This window comes from Kitasatospora sp. NPDC058444 (assembly GCF_042721415.1).
Taxonomy (GTDB): Bacteria; Actinomycetota; Actinomycetes; order Streptomycetales; family Streptomycetaceae; genus Kitasatospora.
Genome location: NZ_JBHXLL010000018.1, coordinates 59027 through 82128, shown reverse-complemented (window position 1 = coordinate 82128; position 23102 = coordinate 59027). Strand labels below are relative to the sequence as shown.

The 23102-nt window shown below is 74.2% G+C and carries 18 protein-coding genes and 1 pseudogene; 14 read left to right on the top strand and 5 right to left on the bottom strand.

Going from position 1 to position 23102, the window contains the following annotated elements; translation table 11 throughout:
* Positions 1-33: 33 nt before the first annotated feature.
* The 9 genes and pseudogenes from ACFWP2_RS20260 to ACFWP2_RS20220 all read left to right on the top strand — a co-directional run bounded on the left by ACFWP2_RS20260 (position 34) and on the right by ACFWP2_RS20220 (position 11019).
* Entirely contained in the window at positions 34-1044 is a 1011-nt protein-coding gene (locus tag ACFWP2_RS20260) for an MBL fold metallo-hydrolase (RefSeq protein ID WP_380453181.1), read from the top strand.
* A 16-nt stretch (positions 1045-1060) separates the two neighbouring features.
* Positions 1061-2002: pseudogene (locus tag ACFWP2_RS20255) on the top strand (NTP transferase domain-containing protein).
* Positions 1999-3207 (top strand): molybdopterin molybdotransferase MoeA, encoded by a 1209-nt coding sequence (locus ACFWP2_RS20250; protein WP_380453178.1) that lies wholly within the window; start codon positions 1999-2001, stop codon positions 3205-3207. Before ACFWP2_RS20255 ends, ACFWP2_RS20250 begins: the two are co-directional and overlap by 4 nt.
* A gap of 52 nt (positions 3208-3259) precedes the next feature.
* Positions 3260-4321 (top strand): potassium channel family protein, encoded by a 1062-nt coding sequence (locus ACFWP2_RS20245; protein ID WP_380453176.1) that lies wholly within the window; start codon positions 3260-3262, stop codon positions 4319-4321.
* A gap of 42 nt (positions 4322-4363) precedes the next feature.
* Positions 4364-5341, top strand: a complete 978-nt coding sequence (locus tag ACFWP2_RS20240; protein ID WP_380453174.1) for an NAD(P)H-quinone oxidoreductase — start codon at positions 4364-4366, stop codon at positions 5339-5341.
* A 183-nt stretch (positions 5342-5524) separates the two neighbouring features.
* Entirely contained in the window at positions 5525-6280 is a 756-nt protein-coding gene (locus tag ACFWP2_RS20235; RefSeq protein WP_380453169.1) for a hypothetical protein, read from the top strand.
* Positions 6281-6728: 448 nt separating this feature from the next.
* Complete coding sequence (locus ACFWP2_RS20230) at positions 6729-7331, top strand: bacterial proteasome activator family protein (protein WP_380453305.1); 603 nt, start codon at positions 6729-6731, stop codon at positions 7329-7331.
* A 324-nt stretch (positions 7332-7655) separates the two neighbouring features.
* Entirely contained in the window at positions 7656-9194 is a 1539-nt protein-coding gene (locus tag ACFWP2_RS20225; protein WP_380453167.1) for a protein kinase, read from the top strand.
* A gap of 112 nt (positions 9195-9306) precedes the next feature.
* Positions 9307-11019: a protein kinase gene (locus tag ACFWP2_RS20220; RefSeq protein WP_380453165.1), complete on the top strand. Its 1713-nt coding sequence runs from the start codon at positions 9307-9309 to the stop codon at positions 11017-11019.
* A 72-nt stretch (positions 11020-11091) separates the two neighbouring features.
* Here the strand turns inward: ACFWP2_RS20220 and ACFWP2_RS20215 are convergent, their stop codons facing one another.
* Together ACFWP2_RS20215 and ACFWP2_RS20210 are read right to left on the bottom strand one after the other, a co-directional pair.
* Positions 11092-12192, bottom strand: a complete 1101-nt coding sequence (locus ACFWP2_RS20215) for a phosphotransferase (protein WP_380453163.1) — start codon at positions 12190-12192, stop codon at positions 11092-11094.
* A gap of 65 nt (positions 12193-12257) precedes the next feature.
* Positions 12258-12917, bottom strand: coding sequence for a response regulator (locus ACFWP2_RS20210; RefSeq protein ID WP_380453161.1), 660 nt, complete (start codon positions 12915-12917; stop codon positions 12258-12260).
* A gap of 426 nt (positions 12918-13343) precedes the next feature.
* Between ACFWP2_RS20210 and pdhA the strand changes: the two genes are divergently transcribed.
* The 3 genes from pdhA to ACFWP2_RS20195 are packed head-to-tail and all read left to right on the top strand — an operon-like array spanning position 13344 to position 16984.
* Positions 13344-14510 carry a pyruvate dehydrogenase (acetyl-transferring) E1 component subunit alpha gene (gene pdhA, locus ACFWP2_RS20205; protein WP_380453159.1) on the top strand — a complete coding sequence of 389 codons (1167 nt, stop codon included), beginning with the start codon at positions 13344-13346 and terminating at the stop codon, positions 14508-14510.
* Complete coding sequence (locus ACFWP2_RS20200) at positions 14510-15484, top strand: alpha-ketoacid dehydrogenase subunit beta (RefSeq protein WP_380453157.1); 975 nt, start codon at positions 14510-14512, stop codon at positions 15482-15484. The genes pdhA and ACFWP2_RS20200 overlap by 1 nt, the downstream gene beginning before the upstream one ends.
* A gap of 15 nt (positions 15485-15499) precedes the next feature.
* Entirely contained in the window at positions 15500-16984 is a 1485-nt protein-coding gene (locus tag ACFWP2_RS20195) for a dihydrolipoamide acetyltransferase family protein (RefSeq protein WP_380453156.1), read from the top strand.
* Between the two features lie 80 nt (positions 16985-17064).
* On the opposite strand, the gene ACFWP2_RS20190 is transcribed toward ACFWP2_RS20195, so the two are convergent.
* The gene (locus ACFWP2_RS20190; RefSeq protein ID WP_380453154.1) at positions 17065-18012 is read right to left on the bottom strand and encodes an LAETG motif-containing sortase-dependent surface protein; all 948 of its coding nucleotides are present in this window, start codon (positions 18010-18012) and stop codon (positions 17065-17067) included.
* A 363-nt stretch (positions 18013-18375) separates the two neighbouring features.
* Between ACFWP2_RS20190 and ACFWP2_RS20185 the strand changes: the two genes are divergently transcribed.
* The gene (locus tag ACFWP2_RS20185; RefSeq protein WP_380453152.1) at positions 18376-19608 is read left to right on the top strand and encodes a M64 family metallopeptidase; all 1233 of its coding nucleotides are present in this window, start codon (positions 18376-18378) and stop codon (positions 19606-19608) included.
* A 160-nt stretch (positions 19609-19768) separates the two neighbouring features.
* Positions 19769-21049, top strand: coding sequence for a nitrate/nitrite transporter (locus tag ACFWP2_RS20180; protein ID WP_380453150.1), 1281 nt, complete (start codon positions 19769-19771; stop codon positions 21047-21049).
* A gap of 89 nt (positions 21050-21138) precedes the next feature.
* Here the strand turns inward: ACFWP2_RS20180 and ACFWP2_RS20175 are convergent, their stop codons facing one another.
* Complete coding sequence (locus tag ACFWP2_RS20175) at positions 21139-21972, bottom strand: Bro-N domain-containing protein (protein ID WP_380453148.1); 834 nt, start codon at positions 21970-21972, stop codon at positions 21139-21141.
* Between the two features lie 172 nt (positions 21973-22144).
* On the bottom strand, positions 22145-22966 hold the full coding sequence (locus ACFWP2_RS20170; RefSeq protein ID WP_380453146.1) for a maleylpyruvate isomerase family mycothiol-dependent enzyme: 822 nt from the start codon (positions 22964-22966) through the stop codon (positions 22145-22147).
* Positions 22967-23102 lie beyond the last annotated feature (136 nt).

Below are 23102 nucleotides of genomic sequence, written 5' to 3'. Positions count from 1 at the left end.
GGACATCCGACCGCCGACCAGAGGGAGCAGCCCGTGACGACGTCCCCGCCCGAGGAGAGCCCCGGCGCGGAGCGTGCCCAGGCCGGGCCGGCCCCCTCCGGTGGGCCCGCCGGGGCCCCCGGGCCGGCCGCGGGTGCCGAGCCGCCGGAGCCCGGGCAGCCGGCCCGGCCGCTGGAGGTCGCCGTCTTCACCGGCCCCGAGTCGGCCTTCTTCGCCACCTCCACGCTGATCCTCGGCGAGCGGACCGCGATCCTGGTGGACGCCCAGCTGACCCGCAGTGCCGGGCGGGAGCTGGCCGAGTGGGTCGCCGGCAAGGGCAGACGGCTGCTCGCCGTCGTGGTCACCCACCGGCACCCGGACCACTACTTCGGCGCCGAGGAGGTGCTGCGGCTCTTCCCCGACGCCCAGCTGCTGGCCGCCCCGGCCGTGGTCGAGGGCATCCGGCGCACCGTCGCCGCCAAGGTCGCGCAGTGGAAGCCGGTGTACGGCGACGACATCCCGGACCACCCGCTGATCCCCGCCCCGTTGCTGCCGCAGCCGCTGATGCTGGACCGCCAGGTGATCCCCGTGCTGCTGCTCGGCCAGGCCGACTGCGGGGACTCCACGGTCGTCCACGTGCCGAGCATCCGCACCGTGATCGCCGGGGACTTCGTCCACAACGGCACCCACGTCTGGACCGCCGACACCACCCCGGCCCAGCGCACCACCTGGGGGCACAACCTGGGCCGGATCGCCGACCTCGGCGCGGACCGGGTGATCGCCGGCCACCGGGCCCCGGACCAGGGCGACGACGCCGCCCGGGTGCTGGCCTTCACCGGCGAGTACCTCCAGGACTTCGACCGGCTGCTGGCCGAGCACCCGGACGACCCGGAGGCGCTGGTCACGGCGATGAACGAGCGGTACGGGGAGCTGACCCTGCCGTCCTTCCTGGAGCTGGGCGCGGCGGCCAACACCGCCCGCGCGGAGCCGGAGGAGGAGCCGGAGCGGCTGGAGGGGCCGGAGCGGTCGGAGCAGTCGGAGGGCGGCGCGCCCGCGGCGGAGTAGGGCGGATACTGGCCGCATGACGCCGTACGACGTGATCGTTCCGGCGGGCGGAGCCGCCCGGCGCCTCGGCGGGGCCGACAAACCCGGGCTGACGGTGGGCGAGACCACCCTGCTGGACCGGGTGCTCGCCGCCTGCGCGGGCGCCCGTACCGCCGTCGTGGTCGGCCCGGCCCGGCCGACCGCCCTCGGCGGCGTCCACTGGACCAGGGAGCGGCCGCCCGGCGGCGGGCCGGTGGCCGCCGTCGCGGCCGGGCTGGACCTGGTCACCGCGGACGTCGTGCTGCTGCTCGCCGCCGACCTGCCCTTCCTGGACCGGCGGACGGTGGAACGGCTGGCCGCCGCCCTCGACGAGGCCGGCCCGTCCGCGGAGGCCGCCGTGCTGGTCGACGCGGGCGGCCGCGACCAGCCGCTCGCCGCCGCCTACCGCACCGGCCCGCTGCGCGCCGCGCTGGCCGCCCTCGGCGATCCGGCCGGCCGGCCGCTGCGCCGCCTGGTCGGCGGGCTGGCCCGGCTGCGGGTCGCCGACACCGACAACGTCGCCTACGACTGCGACACCTGGGAGGACCTGGAGCAGGCCCGGGAGCGCGACCGGGGCTGACCCGCACCGGATCCGTCACCGGCGTGTGAGCGAAACGACGCGCCCCGCACACGGGGCGAACACGTCGGCGAACCACGGATCGGGCAGCATGGGCGCATGGAGCGCACGCTGGATGACTGGATCGCCGAGGTCAAGGCCGACCTGGGCATCGACCTGGACGTCGACGTCCGTGGTCTGCTCGACACGGCCCGGGTGGTCGCGCACGGAGTGGCCCGGCCGGCCGCGCCGCTGACCGCCTTCCTGATCGGCTACGCGGCCGCCCAGCGGGGCGGCGGGGCGGAGGCCGTCACGGAGGCGTCCCGGCGGACCGAGGCGCTCGCCGAGGGCTGGGGCACCGCCGACCGTCCGGGCGAGCCGTGAACGCGGTCGGACGCACCACCGTGGCCGCACCGTCCACCGGCCCCGGCGTGCTGAGCTGGCCCCGGGCCCGCGAGACCGCGCGCCGGGCCGGACGGGCACCGCTGCCCGGGGTCCCGGTTCCGCTGGCCGAGGCGCTCGGCCGCACCCTCGCCGAGCCGCTCGGCGCGCTGACCGACCTGCCCGCCTTCGACACCTCCGCGATGGACGGCTGGGCGGTCGCCGGTCCCGGCCCGTGGCGGGTCGCCGGCCGGGTGCTGGCCGGACGGACCGAACCGGCCCCGCTGGCCGACGGCACCGCCGTGGAGATCGCCACCGGCGCCCAACTCCCGCCCGGCGCCACCGCCGTACTGCGCCGTGAGCACGGGCGGACAGACGGCGCGCTGCTGCACGACCGCGGCCCGCAGCCGCTGACCACCGGACAGGACGTCCGCCCGCGCGGCCAGGAGTGCCGCCGCGGCGAGGAGTTGCTGCCGTCCGGCGTCCCGGCCGGGCCGGCCGTGCTCGGCCTGGCCGCCGCCTGCGGCCACGACCGGCTGCTGGTCCACCGCCGCCCTGAAGTCCAACTGCTCGTCCTGGGTGATGAGTTGCTCACCACCGGGGTGCCCGGGCCGGGCCTGGTCCGGGACGCGCTCGGGCCGCTGCTGCCGCCCTGGCTGCGGGCCTCCGGCGCGGATCCGGCCGAAGTCGGCTACGTCCGCGACGACTTCGGGCTGCTCCGGGACGCGCTGCGGCACTCCACCGCCGACCTCGTGGTCACCACCGGCGGAACGGCCGCCGGGCCGGTCGACTTCCTGCACCGGGCGCTCGCCGACGTCGGCGCCCGGCTGCTGGTGGACGGCGTCGCCGTCCGGCCGGGCCACCCCATGCTGCTGGCCGAACTCCCCGGCGGCCGCCACCTGGTGGGCCTGCCGGGCAACCCGCTGGCCGCCATCGCCGGGATGGTCACGCTCGCCCTGCCGCTGCTGCACGCCCGCGGCGGCCGGACCGCCGGCGCCCCCGCCCTCGCCCCGGCCGCGGCCGCCCTGCCCGGGCACCGGACGGACACCCGGCTCCAGCCGGTCCGGCGGACCGCCGAGGGTGTCCTGCCGCTGGCCTTCGACGGGCCGGCGATGCTGCGCGGGCTGGCCCGGGCCGAGGCGCTGGCCGTGGTGCCGCCCGGCGGGCTGGCGGCGGGGGAGACGGCCGAACTCCTGGAGGTGCCGTGAGCGGGCGGAGCGCAGGAACGACCGAGAACCGCACATTCGGCGAGGCGGGCGCATGAGCAGGATTCGACGCAACCTGGCCCCGGGGACGGAACCGTGGGCGGACGCCGGGATCGTGCTGCCCGCCCGCCGGGCCGCGCCCGCCGTCCGGCAGGTCGGCTCCCGGCTACTGCTGGCGCTCGCCGTCCTGGTCGCCACCTCGTTCATCGTCTACCTCGACCGGGCCGGCTACCACGACAACGCCGGCGGCGAGCTCAGCTTCCTGGACGCGGCGTACTACGCCACGGTGACGCTCTCCACCACCGGGTACGGCGACATCACCCCGTTCAGCGACAGCGCCCGGCTCACCAACATCTTCGTGATCACCCCGCTGCGCGTGGTGTTCCTGATCATCCTGGTCGGCACCACCCTGGAGGTGCTCACCGAACGGACCCGCCTGCAATGGCGGTTGAACCGCTGGAGGTCCACCGTGCGCGAGCACACCGTCGTCATCGGCTACGGGACGAAGGGCCGCAGCGCCGTCGACACCCTGCTCGGACAGGGGGTGAAGAAGGAGGAGATCGTCGTCGTCGACCCGCAGCGCAAGGTGATCGACCACGCCGCCCAGCACGGCCTGGTCGGGGTGGTCGGCGACGCCACCCGCACCGACACCCTGGTGCGCGCCGGGCTGCCCACCGCCGCCCGGGTGGTGGTCGCACCGGAGCGGGACGACACCGCCGTGCTGATCACGCTGACGGCCCGGCAGCTGAACAAGGCCGCCACCGTGGTCGCCGCCGTCCGGGAGGACGAGAACGCGCCGCTGCTGCGGCAGAGCGGCGCCGACGTCGTGGTGACCAGCTCCAGTTCGGCCGGCCGGCTGCTCGGGCTGTCGATGCTCAGTCCGCACGCCGGGGCGGTGATGGAGGACCTGCTGACGTACGGCAACGGGCTGGACGTGGTGGAGCGGCCGGTCACCCGGGCCGAGGCCGGGCACAGTCCGCGCGAGTGCGCGGACCTGGTGGTCGCGGTGGTCCGGGGCCGACGGGTGCTCAACTACACCGAGCCGGAGGCCGCCGTGCTCCAGCTCACCGACCGGGTGATCGTCATCAAGTCCAGCGAAGTCGCGCCGACCGGCTGAGTTACGGCGTGGAACCGCCGGGGGCCGCAGTAGGTTCGGGACATGCATGCGATGACGATTCCCGAACCCGGTGGTCCCGAGGCGCTGGTCTGGGCCGAGGTGCCCGATCCGGTGCCCGCCGAGGGCGAGGTCCTGGTCGAGGTGGCGGCCACCGCCGTCAACCGTGCCGACCTGCTCCAGCGGCAGGGCTTCTACAACCCGCCGCCCGGCGCCTCGCCCTACCCGGGGCTGGAGTGCGCCGGGCGGATCGTCGCGCTCGGGCCCGGGGTGGCCGGCTGGGCGGTCGGCGACGGGGTGTGCGCGCTGCTGGCCGGCGGCGGCTACGCCCAGCGGGTCGCGGTGCCCACCGGGCAGCTGCTGCCGCTGCCCGCGGGGCTGTCCGTCGAGCAGGCCGCGGCGTTGCCGGAGGTCGCCTGCACGGTGTGGTCCAACGTCTTCCTCACCGCGCACCTGCGGCCCGGCGAGACGGTGCTGCTGCACGGCGGCGCGAGCGGGATCGGGACCATGGCGATCCAGCTGGCCAAGGCGATCGGCGCGCGGGTCGCGGTCACCGCGGGCAGCCCGGAGAAGCTGGCGCGCTGCGCCGAGCTGGGCGCGGACATCCTGATCGACTACCGCGAGCAGGACTTCGTCGAGGCGCTCCGGGAGGCCACCGACGGGGCCGGGGCGGACGTGATCCTGGACATCATGGGCGCCAAGTACCTCCAGCGGAACGTGGACGCGCTGGCGGTCAACGGGCGGCTGGTGATCATCGGACTCCAGGGCGGGGTGAAGGGCGAGCTCGACCTCAACGCGCTGCTGCGCAAGCGCGGCGCGGTGATCGCCACCAACCTGCGCGGGCGGCCGCTGGCGGAGAAGGCGGCGATCGTGGCGGCGGTGCGGGAGCACGTGTGGCCGCTGGTCGAGTCCGGGGTGGTGAAGCCGGTGGTGGACCGGGTGCTGCCGCTGGCCGACGTGGCCGAGGCGCACCGGGTGCTGGAGCGCGGGGAGCAGGTCGGGAAGGTCGTGCTGCGGGCCTGAGACGGGGCGGCGACCCGGCGGCGGGGAGGCGGTCGGGGACGGTGGGGAGGCGGTCGGGGGCGGCGGGGAGGGTGAGGAATTGCCCGAAATGCCGTAGCGGTCGGCGCGTGCGAATCTGGTCCGGAGCAGTCCCGCCGCCGATCCCGCCCCCGGGCGCCGTCGGCCGTCGGAAGGACTCCGACCGTGGCCGCATCACCGCACGCATCCCTCGGGCCGCTGCCCGTGGCGCCGCACCACCGTCGTACTTCCCGCCGCTTCCGCCGTTCCCCGGGCCGTGCCCAGCGGCTGCTGGCGGGGGTCGTGCTGGGGCTCACGCTCCCACTGGCCGCCGCCTCGGCGGCGGTGGCGCTGCCCTCGTCGGCGGCGCTGCCCTCGCTGGAGGCGCTGCCCTCGCTGGAGGCCGCGCCCGCACCGGAGGTGATGGCGAGCGCCGGGCAGGGCGACGAACCGGGCACCTCCGGGCCGGCGGCCGGGCTTCGGCGGCGTCCGGTGCCGCGCCCGCATCCGGACGGTGACGTTCCGTGGGCCCACCGGCACCACCCGGCCTCGCTGCCCGAGCGTTCCGACGCCGGCGTGGAGCAGGCCCCCGAGCAGAAGCCCGAGCAGGCGCCGGAGCGGACCACCGACCAGGCCGTCGAGCAGGCTCCGGAGGAGGCCCCCGACCAGGCCGTCGAGCGGGCCCCGGAGCAGGGCGCGGAGGCCGAGCTGTCGCAGGCCGACGGGGAGGCCGCGGACGGCGGGGCCCCCGGTGATGCGGCCGCCACGGACCCGGCCGCCACGGCGGCCGCCGCCCGGCCGGTCGCGGCCGTCGCCGCCGTGCCCGCGATCTTCCCCGCCCACTGGCAGGACGCCTCCACCACCCAGCTGCCGCTGGGCGTCGGCCTGGGACTGATCGGCTGCGGCCTGGGGCTGGTCGGCCTGCGGCTGCGCAAGGGCTGAGGCGCGCATCCCGCGAGGCGGGCGCCGCGGTTCGGGTGCCGCGGTTCGGGGGCCGGGGCGCGGGGGGCCGCCGCCGGGCGTGCGGGTTCCGGGCCGCTTCCGGGCGCGGCGCGCTCTGCCGCGCGAGGGCGGAGGCGGCGGTTCCGCGGCTCGGGCGCTGAGGCCGGGCGGGCGGATCCGGGACGGCTTCCGGGCGCGGCGCGCCCGGTGCGGGGCCCGGATTCCGGCGGGTGCGGGGCGCCGTCCCGGTGCGGGCGGCGCCGGGGCGAGGTCGGCGGGCGGGCGGTGGGCGGTCGGCGGCCGGGGCGCGGGAACTGAGTATCCGTACGGATTCCCGTGTGGCGACCGGGGGCGTACCGTCGTCACGGGTGGCGCAGGACGGCGGGACGACCGGGGGCTTCCGCCCGACCAACCCCAGTGAGAGAGAATGTTGTTCATGACGAATCCGATGAACGAGCGCCCGTCGCAGGAGCCCTTCCGGGCCGCCGGCGGGCAGTCGCAGGACGGCCAGAAGGTGCTGATCGTCGGACCGGACGGGCTGCCCGTGGGCCAGGGGTTCGCCGGCACGGCCGGGGGCGGGGACGACGAGGGCGACGTGCCGCGTGAGCTCCCGGTGACCGAGATGGTCGAGCAGCCCGCCAAGGTCATGCGCATCGGCAGCATGATCAAGCAGCTGCTGGAGGAGGTCCGGGCGGCGCCCCTCGACGAGGCGAGCCGGGTTCGGCTGAAGGACATCCACGCGAGCTCGATCAAGGAGCTCGAACTGGGGCTGGCCCCGGAGCTGGTTGCCGAGCTGGAGCGGCTGTCGCTCCCGTTCACCGAGGACACCATCCCGACCGAGGCCGAGCTGCGGATCGCCCAGGCCCAGCTGGTCGGCTGGCTGGAGGGCCTGTTCCACGGCATCCAGACCGCCCTGTTCGCGCAGCAGATGGCGGCGCGGGCCCAGCTGGAGCAGATGCGCCGGGCCCTGCCGCCCGGTCTGCACAGCGGTGAGTCGGACGAGGACGAGCCGGGCCCGGGCCGCGGCATCCGCTCCGGCCCCTACCTGTAGCCGCACCCGGCGGGTACCCACCGGTGCCCGCCGGCAGGTGCGTCCGGTCCGCCCGGACCGCCACCGGACCGCCGCCGGACCGGACGTACCGCGACGATCCTCCCAGGCCCGGGCCACCGGGACCCGGGGCCGGCGGCGTGGGGCCCGTCCCCGGCCCTGAACCGATCACCGTCGTCGCGAGCCGATACCCTGGCCCCTGTCGCCGGCCGGTGGAACCGCCGCGGCAGGGGCCCGCCAGGCCAGCGGGCCGGGCCCACCACGCACGGACGAGACCGAACGTCAGGCTGCGGCGAGCACGGCCGCGCCGAGGGGGAGCAGAGGACCATGAGCGAGCACGGCAACGCGGCGGTCGAGGGCTTCTCCCTGGGCAACGGCCGCTATGTGCTGCAGCGGCTGCTGGGCGAGGGCGGCATGGCCTCCGTGCACCTCGCCCACGACCGGGTGCTGGACCGGCAGGTCGCGCTGAAGAGCATGCACAGCGAGCTGGGTCGGGACGACTCGTTCAAGGAGCGGTTCCGCCGCGAGGCCCAGGCCGTGGCCCGGCTGGAGCACCCCAACATCGTCACGGTGTACGACAGCGGCGAGGACGTCGCCGCGGACGGCTCCAGCACGCCGTACATCGTCATGCAGCTGATCGACGGCCAGGGCCTGCGCGAGGCGATCAACGAGGCGATCGGCCGGTACGGCGCGATGCCGGCCGAGGAGGCCCTGAGGGTCACCGTCGGCGTGCTGAACGCGCTGGAGGCCTCGCACGACATGGGCCTGGTGCACCGCGACATCAAGCCCGGCAACGTCATGTTCGACCGCAAGGGCAACGTCAAGGTCATGGACTTCGGCATCGCCCGTGCGCTGGAATCCGGCGTCACGTCGATGACGCAGACCGGCATGGTGGTCGGCACCCCGCAGTACCTCTCGCCCGAGCAGGCGCTCGGCAAGCCGGTGGACGCCCGCTCCGACCTGTACTCGGTCGGCGTGATGCTCTTCGAGATGATCACCGGGCAGCTGGTCTTCGACGGCGACTCGGCGTTCTCGATCGCCTACAAGCACGTCCAGGAGGAGCCGCCGGCTCCTTCCACCCTCAACCGCTCGGTCACCCCCGAGGTGGACGCCTTCGTCGCCCAGGCGCTGCGCAAGGATCCGGCGCACCGGTTCCAGAGCGCGGCGGCGATGCGGGACGAGGCGGAGCGGCTGATCGAGGCCGCCAAGGGCGGCGGCAGCGGGCAGCGGCTCCAGGCCAGCACCCCGCTGGTGATCAACGAGGGTCCGCGCTCGGTGCACGCCGCCCCGCAGGCACCGCACAACCCGCAGGCACCGCACAACCCGCAGGCCCCGCACAACCCGCAGGCCCCGCACAACCCGCAGGCCCCGCACAACCCGCAGGCCCCGCACAACCCGCAGACGCCCCCGCCGCAGTACCTCCAGCAGGGCGCGCCGCAGCAGTACCGGACGCCGCCGCCGGCGTACCCGACGCCGCAGCCGCAGACCCCGCACCCCTTCCCGCAGCAGTACCAGACCCCGCCGCCCGCCTTCCAGCAGCCGCGGCCGCCGGCCCCGCACACCCCGCACCCGCAGTACCTCCAGCCGGGGGTGCCGCAGGCGCACACCCCGCCGCCGCAGCCGATGCCGGTTCCGCAGCCGATGCCGCCGTACCAGCAGCCGAAGGCGCCCACCAGTGGCGGCGGCTGCTCGACGGCCGTGGTCGTGATCGGGATCATCGTCGGCGTGCTGGTGCTCGCGGGCATCATCATCGCCATCGTGGTCAACAAGGCCGACGAGAAGACGGGCGGCAAGTACAGCCACGGGGCGCGTCCCGCCGACGTGCTGGTCGTCGACCTCCCCGCCGACCGGAATGGCCTGCTCTGACGGGTTCCGGCCGGTTCGGGGGTGCCGCGTCCGTCCGCCGGAAGCGGTAGCGTTCGGGGATACGTAAGCGACAGGGCACCGCGATCCGAGCGAACGCCCGGGGCGAGGAGCGATGGCACAGACGCAGCAGCCGGACGACGACGCGGGTGTCCGAGCGGTCGGCCGGACCGGCGGAACCCCGAGGATTCCCGAGCCCGGCGGCGAGGCCCCGACCTCGGCGCTGCCGCCGTTCGGCGGCCCGCAGACGCCGGGCCGCGGCACCGCCGTGCCGCTGAGCACCGTCGGCGACGGCCGCTACCGGCTGACCCACCGGCTCGGCCGGGGCGGCATGGCCGAGGTGTTCGCCGCCGAGGACGTGCGGCTCGGCCGCACCGTCGCGGTCAAGCTGCTGCGCGGCGAGCTGGCCCAGGACGACGTCGCCCGGCTGCGCTTCACCCGCGAGGCACACGCCGTCGCGGCGCTCAACCACCACTCGATCGTCTCGGTCTACGACACCGGCGAGGAGTACGTCGGGGACGAGTCCACGCCGTACATCGTGATGGAGCTGGTCGAGGGCCGCACCGTCCGCGAGCTGCTGGCGGACGAGGAGGCGCCGCCGGTCGACCAGGCGCTGATCATCATCGCCGGGGTGCTGGAGGCGCTCGCCTACAGCCACCGCAGCGGCATCGTCCACCGCGACATCAAGCCCGCCAACGTGATCATCACCAACGCCGGCGCGGTCAAGGTGATGGACTTCGGCATCGCCCGGGCGCTGACCGGCGGGGCGACCACGATGACCCAGACCGGCATGGTCATGGGCACCCCGCAGTACCTCTCGCCCGAGCAGGCGCTCGGCAAGCCGGTCGACCACCGCTCGGACCTGTACGCGGCCGGCTGCATGCTCTACGAACTGCTCACGCTGCGCCCGCCGTTCACCGGTGACACCCCGCTGTCGGTGGTCTACCAGCACGTCCAGGACCCGCCGGTGCCGCCCTCGCAGGCCAACGGCCGGGTGCCGGTCGGGCTCGACCCGCTGGTGCTGCGCTCGCTCGCCAAGAACCCGGACGACCGCTTCCAGGACGCCGACGAGTTCCGCGCCCACGTGCAGCACGCGTTGCGCGAGATGCACGGGGCGGGCGGGGCGGGCTGGGCCGGTGCGGCCGCCGGCGACACCGGCGCGACCCAGGTGCTCCGGCCGGACCAGGCCGCGGCCACCGCGGCCTTCGGCGCGGTGCGCCCCGGTGACCAGACCTCCGTGCTGCCGTACCCGACGGGCGGCCCGCACACCCCCTCCACGTCCTACCCGGCGGTCGGCGGTCCGTACGGCGGCGAGGTCGCGGGCGAGGACGGCGACGGCGGCAGGCGGCGCGGGCCGTGGGCCTGGGTGGCCGGGGCGATCGCCGTGCTGGTCGCGGCCAGTGCGGGCATCGCCTTCGCACTCAGCGGCCACGACAGGGTCGACCCGGCGGTGTCCCCGTCGCAGCCCCCGGCGGTCACCAGCAGCGACACGCCCGCGCCGTCCCAGAGCGGTCTGACGCCGCCGCCCACCTCGACCACCGGCAGCAAGAAGCCGCAGCAGCCGACCGACCCCAACAGCGGCGGGTACAACACCGGGAACACCGGCAACAACATGTCGCCGTCGCCGAGTTCGGGCAGGCACTCGTCGGCCCCGACGGCGACCGGGTCCCCGAGCCACACGCAGACGTCCAGCGCCTCGGCGCCCTCGACCGGCGGTGCGACGGCCGGTGGCGGGGGCGGCAACACCCAGGCGCCGAACCCGCTGCCGACCAAGACGATGCCGCCGGTCACGCCGCCGCCCTCGCTGCCCGCGGGGGGCGGGAACTGACCGGAGGGGAACCGGCGGAGGGGCCGACCGGCTTCGGTCGGCCCCTCCGCCGTGGTCGGCCGGTCGGCCCGGTCAGTTGACGAAGGCGTCCAGGACCTGCTCGTACTCCTGGCACCACCACGCCAACTGCCCCGCGGAGGCGGGGTAGAGCGGGTCGGCCCGGTGGTCGGCGCGCTGGTAGCGCCACTGGAGCATCCAGAAGTCGTTCAGCCGCTCCCACCAGACCCGGTGGACGGCGGCGGCCAGGTGCTCGGCGGTGGCGGCGCCGGACGCCCGGTAGGCCTGTGAGTAGCGGCGGACCCGGACCAGGTCGAGGACGCCGGACGAGCGGTCGTTGAAGAGCAGCGTGGCGGCCCGGACGGCCTCCTCGGCGCGTGGTTGCGGGCCGAGCTTGTCCCAGTCCAGGACGGCCGCCACCCGGCCGCCCCGCGGGCCGTCGCCGTACAGCAGGTTGAGGCCGTGGAAGTCGCCGTGGGTCCAGCCGGTGGGCGGCGCGGCCGCCGGGGCGGGGCGGCGGTGGGCGTGCTCGGCGAGCAGTTCCAGCCGTTCCGTGAGCCGTTCCACCACCAGGGCGTCCAGCTCCCCGGCCGGGTGGTGTTCGCGGGCGCGGCGCCGCAGGTCGCGGGCGAGGGCGGCGCTGTCGACGGCGTCGGCGCTCTGGTAGCCGGAGGGTTGGTCGAGGGGGGCGCAGACGTCGTCGAGCGCGCCGTGCAGCCGGCCGAGCAGCGCGCCGAGCGCGTCGCACTGCGACGGTTCGAGCTCGTCGCCGTGCCGGTGCCGGCCGTCGACCCAGGGGAACAGCGCGAACAGCCGGCCGCCCCACGAGGCCACCGTGCCGGACCGTTCGGCGCAGGCCAGCGGGGGTGTGACGGGCAGTCCGAGGGTGTTCAGGGCGGCCATCGCGCGGTGGTGGGCGACGATCTTCGGGCGGCCGGCGGTGGCGGAGTCGACGTAGCACTTCAGGAAGTACGGACCGGCCTCGGTGGTGACCAGGTACCCGCGGTTGAGCAGGCCCTCGGCGACCGGTTCGGCGGACAGCAGCCGTCCTGTCCGGTAGCGGGCCAGTACCTCGGCGAGCGCGCCCAGCGGGACGGGTGGGCTGAGGGTCCCCATCGGCGGTGCGGAGAGGTCGGGGCGGGCCGGGGCGCAGGCGAGGGTCTGGCTGAAAGTCACGTGGAGAGGTTATGGCCCCCTTGCGGGGGCCCTTGACAGCCCGTCAGTTCTGTGCACTCGCCCGGTCAGTACTGGTGGTCGGCCTGGTGCCGCGCCACGAAGGCGGCCGCCTGGGTGCGCCGCTCCATGCCCATCTTGGCGAGCAGACTCGAGACGTAGTTCTTCACCGTCTTCTCGGCCAGGTGCAACTCGTTGCCGATCTGACGATTTGTCATACCTTCGCCGATCAAATCCAGGATCCGCCGCTCCTGCTTGGTGAGCTGGGAGAGCCGCTCGTCCTCCTTCTCCCCGCCGTCGCGCAGCCGGGCGAGCACCCTGCTGGTGGCGACCGGGTCGAGCAGCGAGCGGCCGGCCGCGACGTCCCGGACGGCGGTGATCAGGTCGGTGCCGCGGATCGCCTTCAGCACGTAGCCGGAGGCGCCGGCCATGATCGAGTCGAACAGTGCCTCGTCGTCCGAGAACGAGGTCAGCATCAGGCACTTGATCTCCGGCAGCTTGGACCGGATCTCGCGGCAGACCTCGACCCCGTTGCCGTCCGGCAGCCGGACGTCGAGCACCGCCACGTCCGGGTGGACCGCGGGGATCCGGGTGAGCGCCTCGGCGGCCGTGCCGGCCTCGCCGACCACCTCGATGTCGTCCTCGACCGAGAGCAGATCGTGCACGCCCCGCCGGACGACCTCGTGATCGTCGAGCAGGAATACCCTGATTCGTCCGTTATCAGTCACGTCCAAAGCCTCCCATATCACCGTATAAAAGACCTATCACCCGGACCCCACCACCGACGGGATCCGGCCAGGGCCGTCCGAAACCGATACCGAGAACCCCCTTACGCACGGGCTTCCGCCCGGATAACGTGCGCTGGTGTCCTGAAGGCGCTCGAATTGAGAGCTGCGTCACGCCGACCGTCACCCCCACCCTTCCGACGGCGAGCCGAGCGCGGCACCCTCGGGGTTGTAGGCCCTGAACAAGTAGGACGTCCTAGCGCAAGCGCGTCGAGGGCGGACGCTGGGTAACGTTCTCGTGAGGGACGCCGTCGGAACAGGATCACCACCTGCCCCGCAGTGGGAGCGCACACCCACGCGCGCCCCGCGAGGCGGTGACCGGACCGGTCACCGGCGACCCCGGGCGGCCGGACAGACCGAGGAGTGAACGTGACCGTCAAAAGCACGGCGAGGGCTCGCAAGAAGGCGGCCCCCGGCGTCCCTGACACCCTCCGCGCCAAGGGCAAGGCGAGCAAGGACGCCGCCCAGCCGGAGCTCGTCCAGCTGCTCACGCCGGAAGGCGAGCGGGTCGAGCACCCGGACTACCCCCTCACCACCACTCCCGAGGAGCTGCGCGCCCTCTACCGCGACCTGGTGCTGGTGCGCCGGTTCGACGGCGAGGCCACCGCGCTCCAGCGCCAGGGCGAGCTGGGCCTGTGGGCCTCGCTGCTCGGCCAGGAGGCCGCCCAGGTCGGCTCCGGCCGCGCCATGCGCCCCGGCGACTACGCCTTCCCCACGTACCGCGAGCACGGCGTCGCCTGGTGCCGCGACGTCGACCCGCTGAACCTGCTCGGCATGTTCCGCGGCGTGAACCACGGCGGGTGGGACCCGAACGAGAAGAACTTCCACCTGTACACCATCGTGATCGGCGCGCAGGCCCTGCACGCCACCGGTTACGCGATGGGCATCAGCAAGGACGGCGCCGACGACGCGGTGATCGCGTACTTCGGCGACGGCGCCTCCAGCCAGGGCGACGTCAACGAGGCCTTCACCTTCGCCTCGGTCTACAACGCGCCGGTGGTCTTCTTCTGCCAGAACAACCAGTGGGCGATCTCCGAGCCCACCACCACCCAGACCAGGATCCCGCTGTACCGCCGCGCCTCCGGCTTCGGCTTCCCGGGCGTCCGGGTCGACGGCAACGACGTGCTGGCCTGCCTGGCGGTCACCCGCTGGGCGCTCGACCACGCCCGCAGCGGCAACGGCCCGGTGCTGATCGAGGCCTTCACCTACCGGATGGGTGCCCACACCACGTCCGACGACCCCACCCGCTACCGGCACGCCGAGGAGACCGAGGCCTGGAAGGCCAAGGACCCGATCACCCGGCTCCGCGCCCACCTGGAGAAGGAGGGCCTGGCCGACGAGGAGTTCTTCGCCGCCGTCGACGCCGAGAGCGAGCAGCTGGGGCTGCGGGTGCGCGAGGGCGTGCGCGGCATGCCGGACCCGGACCCGACCCTGATCTTCGACCACGTGTACAGCGAACCGCACGCGCTGGTCGATGAGGAACGGGCCGAGTACGTCGAGTACGCGGCCTCCTTCGAGGCGGGGGAGAACCACTGATGGCCGGTCAGCTGAGCATCGCCAAGGCGCTGAACGGAGCGCTGCGCAAGTCGCTGGAGAACGACCCGAAGACCGTCCTGATGGGCGAGGACATCGGCAAGCTCGGCGGCGTCTTCCGGATCACCGACGGCCTCCAGAAGGACTTCGGCGAGGACCGGGTGATCGACACCCCGCTCGCCGAGTCCGGCATCATGGGCACCGCGATCGGTCTGGCGCTGCGCGGCTACCGCCCCGTCGTGGAGATCCAGTTCGACGGCTTCGTCTACCCGGCCTTCGACCAGATCGTCTCCCAGCTGGCCAAGATGCACGCCCGTGCGCTGGGCCACGTCAAGCTGCCGGTCACCGTGCGCATCCCCTACGCGGGCGGCATCGGCGCGGTCGAGCACCACAGCGAGTCGCACGAGGCCTACTTCGCGCACACCGCCGGCCTGCGCGTGGTCACCCCGGCCAGCGCGCACGACGCGCACTGGATGCTGCGGCAGTCGATCGAGTCCGACGACCCGGTCATCTTCCTGGAGCCCAAGCGCCGTTACTGGGACAAGGGCGAGGTCGGCGACGCCGCGGACCTGGGCCTGCACGACGCCCGGATCGTCCGGCCCGGCACCGACGCGACGCTGATCGCGTACGGCCCGATGGTCAAGGTCTGCCTGGAGGCCGCCGCGGCCGCCGAGGAGGACGGCCGCCGGCTGGAGGTCGTCGACCTGCGTTCGCTCTCCCCGGTGGACTTCGCCGCCCTGGAGGAGTCGGTCAAGCGCACCGGCCGGGCCGTCGTGGTGCACGAGGCGCCGGTCTTCATGGGCATGGGCGCCGAGCTGGCCGCCCGGCTGACCGAGAAGTGCTTCTACCACCTGGAGGCACCGGTCCTGCGGGTCGGCGGCTACCACGCGCCGTACCCGCCGTCCCGGGTCGAGGAGGCATTCCTGCCCGACCTGGACCGCGTGCTCGACGCCGTCGACCGCGCGTTCGCGTACTGATCCGGGGGAGCGAAGATGACCACCGAAGTTCGCTCGCTCCGCGAGTTCAAGATGCCCGACGTGGGCGAGGGCCTCACCGAGGCCGAGATCCTCAGCTGGTACGTCAAGCCCGGTGACACCGTCACCGACGGGCAGGTCGTCTGCGAGGTGGAGACCGCCAAGGCGGCCGTGGAGCTGCCCATCCCGTTCAACGGGGTGGTCGAGAAGCTGCACTTCCCCGAGGGTTCGACGGTCGACGTCGGCACCGTGATCATCTCGGTCGCGGTCGCCGGGGAGGCGGGGGCCGCGGCTCCGGCCGCCCCCGCCGAGGCGCCGGCCGCCCAGGCCCAGGCCCAGGCTCCGGCCCCGGCGGCGGCTCCGGCTCCGGCCGAGGAGGCCGAGCCCGAGCGGCGCGAGGTGCTGGTCGGGTACGGCCCGCGCACCGGCACCGCCCAGCGCCGGGCACGGCGGACGACCACCACCAGGGTCGTCGCGACCGCTCCGGCGGCCGCAGCGGCCCCGGTCGTCGCTCCGGCGCCCGCAGCGCCCGCGGCTCCCGCGCCGGTGACCGAAGTGCCGGGCGGGGAGCGGCCGTTGGCCAAGCCGCCGGTGCGCAAGCTGGCCAAGGACCTCGGCGTCGACCTGCGGGCCGTCACCCCGACCGGCCGGGACGGCGTGATCACCCGCGAGGACGTGCACGCCCACGCCGCCGCCCAGGCCGCTCCGGCGGCCGCGCCCGCCCAGGCGGCTCCGGCGGCAGAGGCGGCAGTGGCGGCCGTGGCCGAGCCGGCCGCGCCGCAGGTGCCCGCGCCCGCCACGGGCGACGTCCGGGTGCCGATCAAGGGCGTCCGCAAGGCGACCGCGCAGGCGATGGTGGCCTCGGCCTTCACCGCCCCGCACGTCACCGAGTTCGTGCAGGTCGACGTGACCCGCACGATGAAGTTCGTCCGCCGCCTCAAGGAGAGCGGGGAGCTGGGCCGGGACGTCCGGGTCAGCCCGCTGCTGATCGTCGCGAAGGCGCTGCTCACCGCGATCAAGCGGCACCCCGAGATCAACGCGCAGTGGGACGAGGCGGCCCAGGAGATCGTCCTCAAGGGCCAGGTGAACCTCGGCATCGCCGCGGCCACCCCGCGCGGCCTGATCGTCCCGAACATCAAGGACGCCGGGTCCAAGACCCTCGCCGGGCTGGCCACTTCGCTCGGCGAGCTGGTCGAGACCGCCCGTCAGGGCAAGACCTCGCCGGCCGACATGCAGGGCGGGACGGTCACCATCACCAACGTCGGCGTCTTCGGCGTCGACACCGGCACCCCGATCCTCAACCCGGGCGAGGCCGCCATCCTGGCCTTCGGCGCGGTCCGGGAACTGCCGTGGGTGCACAAGGGCAAGGTGGTCCCGCGCCAGGTGACCACGCTGGCGCTCTCCTTCGACCACCGCCTGGTGGACGGGGAGCTGGGCTCCAAGGTGCTGGCCGACGTGGCCGCGCTGCTGGAGCAGCCCAAGCGCCTGATCACCTGGGGCTGACGGGCAGACAGGACCGAAGAAGGGGCCCTCCTCCGCACCGCCGTGCGGAGGAGGGCCCCTTCGGTGTGACCGCCCGTCGACTACCGCTGGGGACGGAGTCGACGGACGGCGATCAGGACGCCCGCTCCGAGGGCGAGGAAGAGGGCGGAGCCGGCGGCGAGGAAGGTGTCGGCGGAGGAGGAGCCGGTCTGGGCCAGCTCGGGGGTGCCGGCGGGCGCCGTGGTGGCCGGGGCGGCGGCCGGCGCCTTCGGGGCCTCGGCGGCCGGCGCGGCGCCCTTGGTCTGCTCGGTCTTCCCGGTCTGCTCGGTCTTCTCGGTGGCGGGCTCGGCGGCCTTGGCGGGCGCGGCCTTGGTGGGGGTGGGCTTGGGCTTGGCCGGGGTGGTCGGCTTGGCGGCGGCGGTGTCCTGGGGGTGGGTCACCTTGACCGGCTTGAAGGCCGAGCTGCCGGCGCCCTGGGAGCCGGCCATCTCCGTCGAGGCGAACAGGTTGATCGCCGTCACCCCGGCGGGGGTGCCGGAGGCCAGCGAGTAGCGGAACTTGAAGGTCAGCGAGCTGTTGGCGGCCATGCGCTGGCGCTGGGAGCCGGTGACCTCGACGGCGCGGGTGCAGCCGTCCTGAAGCCGGAGGTTCTTCCAGGCGCCGGTGTAGTCCAGGTACTGGATCCGGACGTCCTGGAGGCGGACGGCGGTACCGGGGGCGGGGGCGACGAGGCCGAGGAAGGGCTCCATGCCGTGGGCGTCCTCGGCGGCCTTGTTGGTGATCTTGAGGGAGACCTCGTTCCAGCTGCCGTCCGCGACCACCGAGGACCTGGCCGAGGTGATGGCGGTGTCGGGGGAGAGCCCGGGCACGTCGGCGGGGGCCTCGTACGCGCCGCCGAGCCGGTGGTCGCCGCAGGCCCAGGCGGTGTCGGTGGCGAGGAACTGGACGCCGCCGGCGAGGACGGTGGTGGCGGCGAGGACGGCGACGCGGCGGCGGCCGGAGAGCGCGCGGTCGTTCTTCGCAAAACGGGAGATAACGGACGTACGCATGATGTGAGTCCCCAGGGTGGTGGTGCTGATGGTGTGAATGGGTGAAGACGACCGGCCCCGCTCCTCGTGAGCGGAAGCGCCCCCCGGCTCCGCCGGTCTCGCTCTCCGTGCCTTCATCCGTATAGACGCGCATCCCCGCGGGGGGTTGCAGACGGGTTCGGAAAATTTCTCGGGACTCTTCGGCGGGCCTCGGAGGCCGCCCGGCCAATGGTTGGTATGACCTGAATGATCCGGAATATGAGGATCGTTCGGCCAGGTCGGTGACTTTTTCGCGGCCGGATAGGGGAGCCCCGGCCGCCCGGGTACGTCTCCGCTCCACCACCCGGGCGACGCCGGGTGACCGGACCCGGAGGACGCACCCGTATGCCGCCTGGCAACCCTGGCCGCCTCGTCCGGAGTCTGGCCGCACTCGTCCTGGTGTCCGCCGCCGCCCTCCCGTCCGCCCTGGAGCTGGCCGGCCCCTCGCCGTTCGGCGCGATCGGGCCGGGGGCGCCGGCCGACCGCGCGGTGCCGCCGCACGCGGCCCTCCAGGCCGACCAGCGGATACCCGCGGCCGCCCCGACGGTCGACATACGCCGCACCGGGGACCCGGCCAACCGCATCACCCTGGTGCTGCTCGGCGACGGCTACACGGCCGCCGAGCAGGAGCTCTTCCGGCAGCAGGCCGACCGGGCCTGGCACGCGCTGATGGACATCGAGCCGTTCCGCACCTACCAGGGCTACTTCAACATCAGACGGGTCGAGGTGGTCTCCCCGGTCTCCGGGATCGCCGAGTCCGAGGGCCGCGGCCGCAGGCCCGCCACCCCGCTCGGCATGCACTTCTGGTGCGAGGGCACCGCCCGGCTGCTCTGCGCCGACGAGTCCGCCACCGCCCGGTACGCGGGGGACGGCGCCGGGCCGCAGTACCTGATCGCGCTGGCCAACTCCACCGAGTACGGCGGCGCCGGCGGCACCGGGGTGACCACGCTGGCGGGCGGCAGCGCGGACGCCGGGCGGATCATCCAGCACGAGATCGGGCACACCGTGGGGGACCTCGGCGACGAGTACGACAGCGCCCCCGACGACGCCGACTACCCGAACCTCGCCACCGTCAACGCCGACGACATGCGCCGGAAGCAGACCAAGTGGTGGCGCTGGCTGGGCGCCGAGTCCCCGGACGGGGCCGGCGTGATCGGGGCGTACCGCAGCGCCAACGGCCTCTACCGGCCCACCCCGGACTCGGTGATGCGCACCCTGGGCAGCGCGTACAACCTCCCCTCGCGCGAGGCGATCATCGAGGAGCTGTACCGGAAGGTCCGGCCGACCGACGCCCCGGTGCCGGCCCCCGGCGAGGTGTCCGGACGGCCCCGGCTCGAGGTCCGGCCGCTGCCGCTGACCGGCCCGCGGCAGCTGAAGGTGGAGTGGAAGGTGGACGGCGTCCCGGTGGTGCCGCAGTCCGGCGACGGCTCCTGGCTGGACACCGCGTGGCTGGGGCTGGCTCCGGGCCGCACGGCCACCGTGACGGCGACCGTGCGGGACACCACCGACTGGGTGCGGGACGAGGCCTTCCGGGAGCGCTACATGACCCGCTCGGTGTCCTGGACGCTGACCGGCTGAGGTCCTGGTCGCTGCCCCTGCGTCGCACCCCCCGGGTCCGGGTGTCCAATCATGGGATGACTAGTCTGGTCGGACTATGACCGTGGAGCCCGCTCGCCCAGCCCCGTCCCCGTCCGTCCCCGCTCCCCGGCCCACCGTCGATCCCCCCGCACCGGCGCCCGTGTCAGCGCCCGCGCCGGCTCCCGCGCCGCCCGGCGGCAGGGCGGCCTGGCTCGCGTGGTCCATCGGCGTCAGCGTCTACGTCCTGGCCGTCATCCACCGCACCAGCCTCGGCGTGGCCGGGCTGGACGCCGCCGACCGCTTCGGCATCGGCGCCTCGGCGCTCTCCACCTTCTCGATCCTCCAGGTGCTGGTCTACGCGGCCATGCAGATCCCGGTCGGCCTGCTGGTCGACCGGTTCGGGCCGCGCCGGGTGCTGCTGACCGGCGTCGTGCTGCTGAGTGCCGGCCAGCTGGCCTTCGCGTTCAGCTCCGACTTCGGCCCCGCGCTGGCCTCCCGCGCGGTGCTCGGCTGCGGCGACGCGATGACCTTCATCAGCGTGCTGCGGATCGCCGCCCGGTGGTTCCCGGCGGCCCGGAACCCCTTCGTCGCCCAGCTGACCGGCCTGGCCGGGATGGGCGGCAACCTGGTCACCACCGTGGTGCTCGCCCGGGCGCTGCACAGCGAGGGCTGGACGCCCACCTTCACCGCGATCGCGCTGCTGGGCGTGGCGGTGTTCGCGCTGGTCGCGCTCTTCCTCCGGGACGCCCCCGCACCGGCGGAACCGACCCGCCCAGTGGAGCACCGGGAACGGCCCAGGGTCGGCCGACAGGTCCTCGCCTGCTGGCGGGAGCCCGGCACCCGGCTCGGACTCTGGATCCACTTCACCACCCAGTTCCCCGGCAACGCCTTCGGCCTGCTCTGGGGCCTGCCCTACCTGGTGCAGGCCCAGGGCATGTCCCGGGCCGGGGCCGGCGGGCTGCTGACCCTGCTGGTGCTCAGCAACATGAGCTTCGGGTTCCTCTTCGGCCGACTGCTCTCCCGCACCGCGCGGGCCAGGATGCCGATCGTGCTCACCGTCATCGCCGCCACCGCGCTCGGCTGGGCGCTGGTGCTCGCCTGGCCCGGCGGCCACCCGCCGATGTGGCTGCTGGTCGGGATCATCCTGGTGATGGGCAGCAACGGCCCGGCCTCGCTCGTCGGCCTGGACTACGCGCGCTCACGGAACCCGGCGGAGCGGCTCGGCACCGCCTCCGGGATCGTCAACATGGGCGGCTTCATCGGCACGATGATCACCCTCTTCGGCATCGGCGTCCTGCTCGACGCCCTCTCCCCGGACGGCGCCGGATCGTACTCGGCCACCGCCTTCCGCTGGGCGTTCTGCTGGCAGTACGTGCCGCTGGCGGTGGGGACGGTCATGATCCTCCGGCTGCGCCGGAGGCTCGTGACCTCGAAATCGTAGGGTTTCTGACCTGCGGAAACGTCGTACGCCTGAGTTGAACTCAGGCATAGCGGGGTAACCCTTGTCCAGAACGAGGGTCACCGGCCGGATCAGCGCCCGTACTCCCGCATGAACGCGGCCATCTGCGGCGGCGTCCCGAAGAGCCGGGCGCCATGCAGCTCCGCGTACATCGGGCCGTGATCGGGTGCGGGCGGGTGGTTCGGCTCCGGCCGTGCTTCGCGCCGCAGGCGGATCAGGTCCACCAGCTTCAGCCTGGGGCAGCCCGGGACGATCCGGCTGCCCCGGATGCCGACCCGCTCCCCGCCCGGGCAGGCGAAGTACGCGCCGAACGGCGGTCCGCTGTCCTCCTCCCGGCTCGGCAGGTGGAGGACCATCTCCCCGTGCCGGCAGCGGACCGTGCCGTCCGAGTGGACGGTCAGGCCAGGCCAGTCCTCGAGGTCGATCTCGGCGACGATCCGCACCTGCTGCCCGATCGCCTCGGCCAGGGTCTCGGCCATCCGCCGCTGCTGCCTCGGGACGTCGGTGTCCCCGCGACGGACGGAGGGGAGGAGGTCGCGGGTGACCCACTCCTGGAACGGCTTGGCGTTGGGTTTGTTCGACCGCATGATCAGCGTGTACAGACCGGTCTCGCTGATCACGTTGAGCGTTGGGTTGCCGCGTGTGTAGGGTTTCTGACCTGCGGGATCGTGATTAACCTTCCCGGAAGTTAGGTTAATCGACCGCGAGTTGACGACCCGCGTGTGGGCCGGATCGACGACCTGGCGCACACGGCTGGGGTTCAGCCTGCCGAGCACCGCGCACACGTCCGCCGTGACGAACCACGGCTCCCCGTCGATCATCACCACGCGGATCGGCTGCCCCGTGACCGGGAAGCTCGACCGCACCAGCACCATCTGTTCCTGCCGCACCTGTTCGTCGTCCATCGGGACGCTCCTCCTTCTTCCGGGTGGTGGGTGGACTGCCCGGAACAACGAGGCCGATCGGGTGAGGTGGCTGGTGCTGGATTGACGTGCGGAGGCACGGGTGGCACCGACCCGGCGTGCGGCGGTGCGTGTACGCCGGGTCGTGTGCGCCGTGGGGGTCAGGCCGCGGGTGTCAGATGGTGACCGAGAAGTTGGCCAGCACCCGTTCGGCCAGCTCGCGGTCGCCCTCGACGGAGACCGGGCCGGGGCGGCCGCGGCCGCAGGCGAGCCGCAGGAAGGTCTCCCAGTCCATGGTGAGCTGGACGTCGGGGGCCAGGCTGATCGACTCGTCCACGGTGCAGCGGCCGGTGGCGTCGACCCGGACGGTGCGCAGGAACTCCACCGGGCCGGTGACGTCCAGCACCATCGTCGTCCCGGCCGGGGCCCCGGCCTTGTCGGCGACGGCCTTGGGCAGCAGTTCCAGCAGCAGGTCCCGGGTGATCAGGGCGGCCGGGGCGTCGAGGTTGCCCGGGGCCTCCAGGGCCCGGCGCAGGTCCTGCTCGTGCACCCAGACGTCGAAGGCCCGCATCCGCAGCAGCTCGTGGTACGGGACGTCCCTGGCCAGCGGCCCGGCGGGCCAGCGCACTGGTTCCCCGGGCGTCTGCTTGGCGTTCCGCAGTGCCCGGGAGCGGCGGATGATCGTGTACTCCAGCTCGCTGGTCATCTCCAGGGCGGTGTGGCAGCGGCGCTTGTCGACGGGCAGTTCGACGTAGCGGGCGAACTCGGTGGTGACGTGACGGAGGTCACGCGGCAGCGAGTGGATCGGTCGCGGGTCGCCGAGCAGGTCGGACTCGACCGCGATCACGTGCGAGACGACGTCACGGACGGACCAGCCGGGGCACTCGGTGGCCCGGTTCCAGGAGCCCTCGGGAAGGGGGGCGACCAGCTCCGATATGGACTCGATGGTCTGGGTCCACGCATCGGTGTAAGCCTGCACGGTCTGGTTGTCCGTCACGGGAATCTCCGGCCCTCCGTCAGCTTCCTTGCCGCCTGCGCCCCGCTGTCACGGCCGACCGGGATGGTCCGGCTTCCGGGCGCGCACGCTTACCGCACGTTACGCTGCCGGGAGACAGCTGGGCAGCGCTTTCGGG